This window comes from Mycobacterium sp. 1423905.2, assembly GCF_001673155.1.
Taxonomy (GTDB): Bacteria; Actinomycetota; Actinomycetes; order Mycobacteriales; family Mycobacteriaceae; genus Mycobacterium.
Genome location: NZ_LZLE01000018.1, coordinates 1 through 10979 on the forward strand (window position 1 = coordinate 1; position 10979 = coordinate 10979).

General features: G+C 65.5%; 10 protein-coding genes and 1 pseudogene. 4 read left to right on the forward strand and 7 right to left on the reverse strand.

Going from position 1 to position 10979, the window contains the following annotated elements:
- The 4 genes and pseudogenes from A9W95_RS00905 to A9W95_RS00920 all read left to right on the forward strand — a co-directional run.
- Window positions 1-302: pseudogene (locus A9W95_RS00905) on the forward strand (hypothetical protein); the annotation flags it as partial.
- Between the two features lie 28 nt (window positions 303-330).
- Window positions 331-1302 carry a MoxR family ATPase gene (locus A9W95_RS00910; RefSeq protein WP_067408779.1) on the forward strand — a complete coding sequence of 324 codons (972 nt, stop codon included), beginning with the start codon at window positions 331-333 and terminating at the stop codon, window positions 1300-1302.
- Window positions 1303-1316: 14 nt separating this feature from the next.
- The gene (locus tag A9W95_RS00915) at window positions 1317-2582 is read left to right on the forward strand and encodes a DUF58 domain-containing protein (protein ID WP_067408780.1); all 1266 of its coding nucleotides are present in this window, start codon (window positions 1317-1319) and stop codon (window positions 2580-2582) included.
- A 1-nt stretch (window position 2583) separates the two neighbouring features.
- Window positions 2584-3033, forward strand: a complete 450-nt coding sequence (locus tag A9W95_RS00920) for a hypothetical protein (protein WP_067408781.1) — start codon at window positions 2584-2586, stop codon at window positions 3031-3033.
- Window positions 3034-3047: 14 nt separating this feature from the next.
- On the opposite strand, the gene nuoN is transcribed toward A9W95_RS00920, so the two are convergent.
- Genes nuoN through nuoH form a run of 7 tightly spaced genes read right to left on the reverse strand, consistent with a single transcriptional unit; the run spans window position 3048 to window position 10956 of the window.
- Window positions 3048-4628 (reverse strand): NADH-quinone oxidoreductase subunit NuoN, encoded by a 1581-nt coding sequence (gene nuoN, locus A9W95_RS00925; protein ID WP_067408782.1) that lies wholly within the window; start codon window positions 4626-4628, stop codon window positions 3048-3050.
- A complete protein-coding gene (locus A9W95_RS00930) occupies window positions 4625-6190 on the reverse strand; it encodes an NADH-quinone oxidoreductase subunit M (protein ID WP_172826521.1) in 1566 nt (521 codons plus the stop codon). Before A9W95_RS00930 ends, nuoN begins: the two co-directional genes overlap by 4 nt.
- Window positions 6187-8073 carry an NADH-quinone oxidoreductase subunit L gene (nuoL, locus tag A9W95_RS00935; RefSeq protein WP_067408784.1) on the reverse strand — a complete coding sequence of 629 codons (1887 nt, stop codon included), beginning with the start codon at window positions 8071-8073 and terminating at the stop codon, window positions 6187-6189. Before nuoL ends, A9W95_RS00930 begins: the two co-directional genes overlap by 4 nt.
- A 10-nt stretch (window positions 8074-8083) precedes the next feature.
- The gene (gene nuoK, locus A9W95_RS00940; RefSeq protein ID WP_067408785.1) at window positions 8084-8383 is read right to left on the reverse strand and encodes an NADH-quinone oxidoreductase subunit NuoK; all 300 of its coding nucleotides are present in this window, start codon (window positions 8381-8383) and stop codon (window positions 8084-8086) included.
- Window positions 8380-9165 (reverse strand): NADH-quinone oxidoreductase subunit J, encoded by a 786-nt coding sequence (locus A9W95_RS00945; RefSeq protein ID WP_156745940.1) that lies wholly within the window; start codon window positions 9163-9165, stop codon window positions 8380-8382. Before A9W95_RS00945 ends, nuoK begins: the two co-directional genes overlap by 4 nt.
- A gap of 8 nt (window positions 9166-9173) precedes the next feature.
- Window positions 9174-9746 carry an NADH-quinone oxidoreductase subunit NuoI gene (gene nuoI / locus A9W95_RS00950; protein ID WP_371328007.1) on the reverse strand — a complete coding sequence of 191 codons (573 nt, stop codon included), beginning with the start codon at window positions 9744-9746 and terminating at the stop codon, window positions 9174-9176.
- Window positions 9712-10956 (reverse strand): NADH-quinone oxidoreductase subunit NuoH, encoded by a 1245-nt coding sequence (nuoH, locus tag A9W95_RS00955; RefSeq protein ID WP_067408787.1) that lies wholly within the window; start codon window positions 10954-10956, stop codon window positions 9712-9714. The genes nuoI and nuoH overlap by 35 nt, the downstream gene beginning before the upstream one ends.
- Window positions 10957-10979 lie beyond the last annotated feature (23 nt).

The window sequence follows — 10979 nt, forward strand, 5'->3', positions numbered from 1 at the left end:
ATATGCGGAACGGATTGCGCCGCTGGGTGGCCAACACCGAGACCACGATCCGGTGGTCGGATTCGACTCGGGCGGACTGGGATCGGCATCTGCGCCCGATGCTGGCGCGGCGATTCGAGATCGCCACCGGCCAGCGGCTCACCAAAGATCCGGCCGCTTTCGCCGCGACCGGGCGGATGCTGTTCGGGCCGGCCCTGTGGGAATGGGTGAACCCGAACAACGTCACCCACGCCCGAGACCAGCGACCAGGACCCGGGCGCGCGACGTTGGAAGAAATTCTGCAACGGCTAGAGCAGGTATGACCACAGACGACTCGGGTATGACTCACCTATGACTATGCCGGCCGCCATGTCAGTGGGCGAGACCACGGCCAATTGCGAGGCCGTGCTCGACGAGATCGAACGCGTCGTCGTCGGCAAGCGTTCTGCGCTGACGCTGATCCTGACCGCGGTCCTGGCGCGCGGTCACGTCCTGATCGAAGACCTTCCCGGGCTTGGCAAGACCCTGATCGCCCGATCCTTCGCCGCGGCGCTGGGACTGGACTTCACGCGCGTGCAATTCACGCCGGACCTGCTGCCGGCCGACCTCCTCGGGTCGACGATCTACGACATGCAGTCGGGCCGCTTCGAGTTTCGCCGCGGTCCCATCTTCACCAACCTGCTGCTCGCCGACGAGATCAACCGCACGCCGCCCAAGACGCAGGCGGCATTGTTGGAAGCGATGGCCGAGGGCCAGGTCAGCATCGACGGCCACACCCACAAGCTGCCGATGCCGTTCATCGTGTTGGCCACCGACAACCCGATCGAGTATGAGGGCACCTATCCGCTGCCCGAGGCGCAACTGGACCGGTTCGCGATCCGGCTGGAATTGCGTTACCTCTCCGAAAGCGACGAGGCCGCGATGCTGCGCCGTCGCCTGGATCGGGGCTCGGCCGAACCGACGGTCAATCAAGTCGTCGACGCGCACGACCTGTTGGCCATGCGCGAATCGGTGGAGCAGGTCACGGTGCACGAGGATGTGCTGCACTATGTGGTGTCGCTGGCCACCGCCACACGCCATCACCCGCAGGTGGCCGTCGGTGCCAGTCCGCGCGCCGAGCTCGACCTGGTACAGCTCGCCCGGGCCCGCGCCCTGCTGCAGGGCCGGGACTACGTGATCCCCGAGGACGTCAAGGCGCTGGCCATCGCCGCCGTCGCACATCGCATTACGCTGCGACCGGAGATGTGGGTGCGCAAGATCCAGGGCGCCGACGTGGTCGGAGAACTGCTGCGACGGTTGCCCGTTCCGCGCGCGAATGGCTGAGCGACGGCCCGCCGATGATCCAAACTCGTGATGTCGAAATCCATTGGCGCGCATCTCCGCTGACGTTGGCTCTGGCCACGAGCGCCGGGGTGGCCCTGGCCGTTGCGGTGATGACCGGCCGCTGGCAGCTGATAGCGTTCGCCGCGCCGCTGCTGGGCGTGTTGTGCTCGATCAGCTGGCAGCCCAAGGTGCCGACCGTTCAGGTGCACGGCGAGCCCGATCTGCAGCGGTGCTTTGAAACCGAGCAGGCGCGGGTCACCGTATGGGTCACTGCGGAATCCGACGAAGCGTCGATCGAGTTGTCAGTGTCGGGCGTCGACGGAATGGACATCGACGTCGTCGAATCCAAGTCCGGTCCCTCGAAAACGGTTGCAGCAGTCGCACATCGGTGGGGGCGGTACCCCATCCGTGCCCGAGTCGACCTGCTGGCGCGCGGCGGTTTGCTGTGCGGGACCGGCACGGTCGACGCCGCCCACGTCGTGGTCTTTCCGCTCACTCCGCCGCAGTCGACGTCGATTCCGCAGACGGAGTTGCTGGATCGGCTGGGCACCCACCTCACCCGCCACACCGGTCCGGGGGTCGAGTACGCCGACATCCGCCCGTATGTGCCTGGTGACCAGTTGCGGGCGGTGAACTGGGCGGTGAGCGCACGACGCGGGCGTCTGCACGTCACGCAGCGGCTGACCGACCGGGCCGCGGACGTCGTGGTGCTCATCGACACCTACCGTCAGCCGCCGGGTCCGGCCACCGAGGCGACCGAACGAGTCGTGCGGGGCGCAGCGCAGGTGGTCCAGACCGCCCTGCGAAACAGCGACCGTGCCGGGATCGTCGCGCTGGGCGGCAACCGTCCGCGGTGGTTGGGAGCCGACATCGGACAACGCCAGTTCTATCGGGTGCTCGACACGGTGCTCGGTGCCGGCGAGCGGTTCGAACGCACCACGGGGACGTTGGCGCCGCGCGCCGCTGTCCCCAACGGCGCCATCGTGATCGCGTTCTCCACGCTGCTCGACACCGAATTCGCCTTGGCGTTGATCGACTTACGCCGACGCGGCCACGTCGTGCTGGCCGTCGACGTGTTGGACACCTCGCCGTTCGAGGGCGAGCATGATCCGCTGGTCATCCGGTTGTGGGGACTGCAGCGTTCCGCGATGTACCGGGACATGGCGACCATCGGTGTCGACATCCTGTCCTGGCCGGGGGATCGCTCGCTCGAGCTGTCGATGGGAGCGCTGCCGGACCGGCGACGCCGAGTGCGCGGACGGCTACGGGGAGCGCATTGAGATGGCCAGCGTCGCACAGTCCGGCAGCCGTGTGACGTCGTTGATTTTCGGTGCCCTCATGGTCGCCTCGGCGTCGGTGGACTCGCAAGGGCCGGCGATCGTGGTCGTGGTTGCGGCGTGTCTGGCGGTTGTTGCCGGCATGCTGTCGCGTCCGGCGGCGACCGTTGCGGTGCTGCTCTCGGGCGTGTTGATCGTGGCGGCGGACGCTTCACCCGGACTGGCCGCGGTGTCGGGGTTGTGTGCCGCGGCCTACCTGGTCTGTCGGCACGCCGAAGGCTCACCGTTCGCCGTCGTCATCGGAAGTTGGCCGACAATTCTTGCCGCCGTTGGGTTTTCCTTTGTCGGTTTGGTAGCCACGCAGTTTCCCTTGGAAGTGCCGTGGTTACCGTTGCTGGCCCCGTTGGCCGTGTTGGCGATCTACGTGCTGGCCACCCGCCCGTTCCTGCGCTGACCGGCGCCTAAGCGTTATTGCACCAGTTGGGCTGCGCGATCGGCCAAGTCCAATACCGGTTGCGGCACGATACCCAAAACCACAGTGACCAAGGCGCATACCGCAATGGCGACCTTGCTCAACACCCCGGGCGCCACCACTTGTGGTGTGTCGTCGGTGCCTTCGGTGAAGAACATCAACACGATCACCCGAACGTAGAAGTATGCGGCGATCCCGCTGGCCACCACGCCGACGATCACCAGCGGCACCGCGCCGCCCCCGGCGGCGGCCTTGAACACCGCGAATTTACTGACGAACCCACTCGTGAGCGGGATGCCGGCGAAGGCCAGCAAGAACATCGAAAGCATCACGCCCACAATGGGTGAGCGCTGACCCAGCCCCGCCCAGTGCGACAGATCGGCGTCCTCGACACCGTCGCGGTTGCGGATCAAACCCACAATCGCGAAGGCGCCTACTGTGCTGAAACTGTAGGCGACCAAGTAGAACAGCGTGGCCGAGAGACCCGCGGCGTTGTCGGCGATGACGCCGGTGAGGATGAAACCGACGTGCGCCACCGACGAATACGCCAGCATCCGCTTGACGTCGGTCTGATTCACCGCGGTGATGGTGCCCACGGCCATGGTCAGGATCGCGATCGCCCACAGCACCGGGCGCCATTGGTCATGCAACGGGGGCAGCGCGACGTAAATGACGCGCAGCAGCGCCCCGAACGCCGCGACCTTGGTGGCCGCTGCCATGAACCCGGTGACCGGCGTCGGGGCGCCTTGGTAGACGTCGGGAATCCATGAGTGGAAAGGCACCGCACCGACTTTGAACAACAGCCCGACCGACAGCAGCGCGACGCCGACCAACGCCATCGACGAATCACTGCGGGCGGCCAGTGCGGCACGGATGCCCGGCAAGGTCAGCGTGCCCGTCGCTCCGTACAGCAGCGCAACACCGTAGAGGAAGAACGCCGACGAGAATGCGCCCAGCAGGAAGTACTTCATCGCCGCCTCCTGCGAGAGCAGGCGGCGGTGCCGAGCCAGGCCGCACATCAAGTACAACGGCAGCGAAAGCACTTCCAGCGCAACGAACATGGTCAGCAGGTCGTTGGATGCGGGGAATACCATCATGCCGCCGACGGACAGCAACGCCAGCGGGAACAGCTCGGTCTGCGCCGCACCGGCGCGCTCCGCCTCGTGCTCAGCGTCACTGTCGGGCACCGCGGAGGCTTGCGGGGTAAAGGAATCCAGCCCCGCGTGGCCCGCTGCCACCGCAACCTTGCTGCGTGCGCCGACGCGGCTGCGTTCGGCCATGAAGATCACCGCGAGCACGGCCACCAGCAGCACGGTGCCTTGCAGGAATAGAGCGGGTCGGTCAATGGCCATCGCCCCCACGACGGCGCGACTACCGGATGCCGGTATGGACTTCGCGACCACGATGTCGGCGACCAGCGCCGCCACCAACCCGCCGAGGGCTAGGGCCACCTGGGCGGCGTAGCGCAGTCGCCGCGGCAGGAACGCTTCGACGAGCACACCCGCCACCGCGACTCCGAACACGATCAATATCGGGCACAGCAGGAAGTACTCGATGCTGGGGCTGGGCAAAGTCATTGGTGCGGTCCTTCGGCTGTCCGGGGTACGCCGGATACGACGGGAGCGGGGTCGTGCTGGCCGATGGTGGTCATGGTGTTCTTGACCGCCGGGTCAATCAGGTCGAGCACCGGTTTCGGGTAGACGCCGAGCACCAGTAGCAATGCGATGAGCGGTGCGACGACGACCATTTCCCGCGGCAACAGGTCACGGATTCGTTCGTTACCCTCGGCCACCGGACCGGTCATGACGCGTTGGTAGAGCCAGAGCATGTAAATGGCCGACAGCACCAACGCGGTCACCCCAACGGCGGCCGCCAACCAGTAGCGGTTGAAAGTCCCCAGCAGAACCAGGAATTCGCTGATGAACGGCGCCAGGCCCGGTAATGACAGAGTGGCCATCGCCGACACGAGGAAGGTGCCGGCCAGCACCGGCGCCACCTTCTGCACACCGCCGTAGTCGGCGATCCTGCGGCTGCCGTGCCGGGAGATGAGGAATCCCGCGATCAGGAACACCGCCGCCGTGGACAGACCGTGGTTGAGCATGTACAGCGTCGACCCGCTCTGCCCCTGGGTGGTCATCACGAATATGCCGGCGATGATGAACCCGAAGTGCGAAATGGAGGTGTAGGCGATCAGCCGCATGATGTCGGTCTGGCCGATCGCCACGATGGCGCCGTACACCACCCCGATGATGGCCAGCGTGACGATCAGCGGACGGAAATACGTTGAGGCGTCAGGGAACAGCTGCAAGCAGTAGCGCAGCATGCCGAACGTGCCGACCTTGTCCATGATCGCCATCATCAGCACCGCGCTCGCCGGCGGCGCCTCGACCGCGGCGTCGGGTAGCCAGCGGTGAAACGGCCACAGCGGGGCCTTGATGGCGAAGGCGAACATGAAGCCGAGGAACAGCGCCTTGAACACCGCGGTGTTGGCGCCGTAACGGCCGGAGGTGACGCCGGCGACGATCTCGCGGAAGTCGAAGGTACCGGGACCGTGCTGGGCGGTGACAACGTACAGCCCGATCACCGCGGCCAGCATGATCAGACCGCCGAACAGGTTGTACAGCAGGAACTTCACCGCGGCGCGAGAGCGCCCTGGGCCGTCACCGAAGCCGCCGATGAGGAAGTACATCGGGATCAGCATCGCTTCGAAGAAGACGTAGAACAGCAGCACGTCGAGCGCGATCACCGAGATGAGCACCATTGATTCGATGGCCAGCGTCAAAGCCACGTACGCGTGGACACCGCGGGTGCGTTCGCCGCCGTCATTCCAGCCGGCCACCAACAGCAACGGGATCAGCACCGCGGTCAGCAACACCAGCACCACCGCGATGCCGTCCACGCCCAGGGTGTAGCCGGCGCCGAAAGCCGGTATCCAGCTGTGACTTTCGACGAACTGGAACGGTGCACCGCCGGTCTTGAACCCGGCCGTGATGACGACGGCGACCGCCAGCGTCAGGACGCTGACCACCAAACCGGTCCATTTCGCCAGCTGACGCAGACCAGGGGGCAGCAAGATGATCAACACCGAACCCGCCAGGGGCAACAGCCACAGAATGCTCAGCCAGGGAGGGTTAGTCACCACAGCTGCACCGCCAGGAGCACCGCGGCAACCACTGCCGCACCGGCCAGCATCGACAGGGCGTAGTTGCGGGCGAAGCCAGTCTGGAAGCTGCGCAGGCGATTCGACGTCCGGCTCACCAGATCGGCCAGGGCGTTGACCGAACCGTCGACGCCGCCGTTGTCGATCTCGACCAGTGCGTGCGTCAGTTGTGCGCCTGGGCGCATGAACACCTCCTCGTTGAAGGCATCGCCGTAGAGGTCGTTGCGTGCGGCATGGGTCGCCGGGTTGACCGCCAGCGGGGCGACTCGGGGGATGGCCGCCCTGGCGTACATCGAATAGGCCACGGCGATCCCAACGGCCACGACACCCAGGGCCAGTGCTGTGCTGACCCAGGCCGGGACGGCGTGGGTGACTTCTTCATGCTTGCCGACGACCGGCTCGAGCCAGCGCTGCAGCGTGTCGCCCACCGCGAACAGCCCCCCGGAGAACACCGAACCGAAGGCGAGCAGGATCATCGGCCACGTCATCAAGGCAGGCGCCTCATGCGGATGACTGTTTGGCGCCCAGCGCTTTTTGCCGAAGAAGGTCATCAGCATGACCCTCGTCATGTAGAACGCGGTGATGCCCGCGCCGAGCAGCGCCGCGCCGCCCAGCACGTAGCCCTGGGTGCCGCCAGTGGACAGTGCCGCTTCGATGATGGCGTCCTTGGAGAAGAAGCCGGCGAACGGTGGGACACCGATGATGGCCAGATAACCGAGCCCGAAGGTGACGAACGTGATCGGCAGCGCCTTGCGCAGGCCGCCGTAGCGGCGCATGTCCTGTTCTTCGTGCATCGCGTGGATGACCGCTCCGGAACCGAGGAAGAGTCCGGCTTTGAAGAAACCGTGCGTGAGCAGGTGCATGATCGCGAAGGCGTAACCCGCCGGGCCCAGCCCGGCCGCGAGCACCATGTAGCCGATCTGGCTCATGGTGGAGGCGGCCAGCGCGCGTTTGATGTCGTCCTTGGCGCAGCCGATGAACGCCCCGAGCAGCAGGGTCACCGCGCCGACGACTACGACGGCCAGGCGGGCATTCGGCGACAGGTTGTACAGCGGATTGGACCGCACGATCAGGTACACGCCGGCGGTCACCATGGTGGCGGCGTGGATCAGGGCCGACACTGGGGTGGGACCTTCCATCGCGTCACCCAGCCAGGCTTGCAGCGGCACTTGGGCCGACTTGGCGCATGCGCCCAACAGCAGCAACAGGCCCATCGCGGTCAATGCGCCGGAACTGGCCGCGGGTGCCCCCGCGAAAACGCCGCTGTAGGACAGCGTTCCGAAGTTGCTGAACATGACGAACATGCCCAGCGCCAGCCCGGCGTCGCCGACCCGGTTCATCACGAACGCTTTCTTGGCCGCCGTGGCCGCCGAAGGCTTGTGGTACCAGAAGCCGATCAACAGGTAGGAGGCCAGGCCGACGCCCTCCCAACCGACGTAGAGCAGCACGTAGTTGTCGGCGATGACCAGCAGCAGCATCGACGCCAGGAACAAGTTGAGGTAACCGAAAAACCGGCGTCGGTCGGCGTCTTCGGCCATGTAGGAGATCGAATAGATGTGGATCAGCGAGCCGACTCCGGAGATGAGCAGCACGAAGCACATCGACAGCTGGTCGAGCTGTAGCCCGAAGTTGACTTGCAAGCCGCCGACCGGAATCCAGGTGAACACCTTCTGGTGAATGACGCGGTCACCATCGCCTCGGCTGAGCAGCTCGGCCAACAGCGTCGCGCCGACACCGAACGCCGCCAGCGCCGCAGCGCTGCCCAGCCAATGACCGAATGCGTCGGTGCGTCTGCCCCCGAACAGCAGGATTACGGCCCCCGCCAGGGGCAGTGCCACTAGCAGCCAGGTGTAATGAGTCATCGTGGCGTTTCTAGCCTTTGAGTAGGTTTGCGTCGTCAACCGACGCCGATTTACGGGCACGGAAAATCGTCATGATGATGGCCAGACCGATGACCACCTCGCAGGCGGCCACCACCATCGTGAAGAACGCGATCATCTGCCCGTCGAGGCGGCCGTGCATCCGCGCGAACGTGACGAATGCGAGGTTGACGGCGTTGAGCATCAGCTCAACGCACATGAACATGACGATGGCGTTGCGCCGCAATAGCACTCCGGCGGCCCCGATGGTGAACAGCAGTGCCGAAAGGTACAGATAGTTGGCAGGATTCACGATGCACCACCCTTGATGGCCTCGGCCGACGGTGTCTGCGCCAGCTCCGCGCCCTTGGCATCGCGGCTACGCAGAATGCGCGAGACCGACAACTCCGAGTAGGAACCGTCGGGCAGCCGAGCCGCCACGTCGACGGCGTTGTGGCGGGCATAGACGCCGGGACTGGGTAGCGGGGTGGGGTGCCCGCCCGCCCGGAACCGCTCCTGAGAGAGTTCGCGCTGGGTCTTGCGACGCTCGAAGCGTTCCCGGTGGGCCAACACCATGGCGCCGACGGCGGCCGTGATGAGCAGCGCACTGGTCAGTTCGAAAGCCCACAGATAGCGGGAGAAGATCAGCGCCGCCAGGCCCTCGACGTTGCCGTTGGAGTTGGCGGCGCTCAGCCCGGCGAAACCGCCGGCCGCCACGTTGCCGATGGCGCCGACCAGCAGGACGCCGAACCCGACGCCGGTAACCACTGCGGCAACGCGTTGTCCGCGCAGCGTCTCCTTCAACGATTCCGCGGAATCGACTCCGATGAGCATGAGCACGAACAAGAACAGCATCATGACCGCGCCGGTGTAGACCACCACTTGGACCACACCCAGGAACAGCGCATCTTGGATCATGTAGAACACCGCGAGGATGATCATCGTCATCGCCAGGAACATCGCCGAATAGACCGCGTTGACGGCCAGCACCACGCCGAGCGCGCCGATCAGCGCGATGGCTCCCAGCACCCAGAAAGTGACCGCTTCGCCGGTGGAGGTGCGGGTGATGACGTCGGAGGCGACATTCGAGGCCAGCATCGCCGTCACCGGGAGTCTCCGGATTTCTGGCTCTGCCGCAAGCCGTCCGGGGTCACGTTGCCCAGGTAATAGTCCTTGTCGGTGGCGCCGGGGGTCCGGGGATGCGGCGGGGCGGTCATTTCGGGCAGCAGCGGAGCCAGCAGGCGGTCCTTCTCGTAGATCAGGTCGGCCCGGTTGTCGTCGGCCATCTCGTAGTCGTTGGTCATCGTCAGCGCCCGGGTCGGGCAGGCCTCGATGCACAGACCGCAGCCGATGCAGCGTAGGTAGTTGATCTGATACACCCGGCCGTAGCGTTCGCCGGGCGAGAACCGCTGCTCCTCGGTGTTATCGGCGCCCTCGACGTAGATCGCGTCGGCCGGGCACGCCCAGGCGCACAATTCGCAGCCAATGCACTTCTCCAGGCCGTCCGGGTAGCGATTCAGTTGGTGGCGCCCGTGGTAGCGCGGCGCGACGGGTCCCGGTTTCTCCGGATATTCCTCGGTGACGGTCTTTTTGAACATCGAACCGAGGGTGACGCCGAATCCTGCAACGGCGTCGAGGAATTTAGCCACGTGCGTTCTCCTTGCTGGCACCGACAGGCAGCGGCGGTGTCGGGAAAGCCGATTCGCTGTCAACGGTTGTTCGGTCGGGGCGTTTACGGTTTTCGCGTTCCATCGCCCGGATGCTGGGGGTGGTGAATGGCTTGCGCAGGGATAGCACCAGCAGCGCCGCGACGACCAGGCTGCTGATCACCAGATACAGCATCCAGTGGTCGTTGCCCTGGTTGCGCATCGAGCGGATCACCGCGGCGATCATCACCCAGACCAGGGAGACGGGGATCAGCAACTTCCAACCGAGCGCCATGAATTGGTCGTAGCGCAGGCGGGGCAGCGTGGCCCGCAGCCAGAAGTAGATGAACAAAAAGCCCCACACCTTGGCGGTGAACCACAGCAGCGGCCACCAGCCGGTGTTGGCGCCGCTCCACATGTTCAGTGGCCATGGCGCATGCCAGCCGCCCAGGAACATCGTTGCGGCGAGCGCGGAAACCGTTGTCATGTTGACGTATTCGGACAGCATGAACATCGCGAATTTCAGCGAGGAGTATTCGGTGTGGAAGCCGGCGACCAGCTCGCCCTCGGCCTCGGGTAAGTCGAAGGGGGCGCGGTTGGTTTCACCGACCATCGCGATCAGGTAGACCACGAACGACGGCAGCAGCAGGAAGATGTACCAGATCCGGTCCTGTGCGGCGACGATCTGAGACGTCGACATGCTGCCGGCGAACAGGAACACGGTCGCGAAGGACAGGCCCATCGCCACCTCGTAGGAGATGACTTGGGCGGTCGAACGCACCCCGCCCAGCAACGGGTAGGTGGATCCCGACGCCCAGCCGCCCAGCACGATGCCGTACACGCCGATCGCCGACAGCCCGAGAATGAACAGCACGGCGACCGGAAGATCAGTGAGCTGCAACGGGGTTCGGTGGCCGAACACCGACACCTCTGGGCCGAAGGGAATGAACGCGAACGCGGTGAATGCCGGGATCACTGATATGACGGGCGCGACGAAGTAGACGAACCGGTCGATGCCGCGTGGGGTGATGCTCTCCTTGAGCGCCAGCTTGATTCCGTCCGCCAAGCTCTGCAGGGCGCCCTTGGGCCCCACCCGGTTGGGTCCGGGCCGCAACTGCATGCGCCCGAGCAGCTTTCGCTCCACCAGGATGGCCACCAACACCGTCAGCATGAGGAACACGAAGATGGCGACGGCCTTGGCCAGCACCAGCCACCACGTATCGTGCCCGAACAAGCTCATTGGCGCGGCTCCTCTTGGTGCGA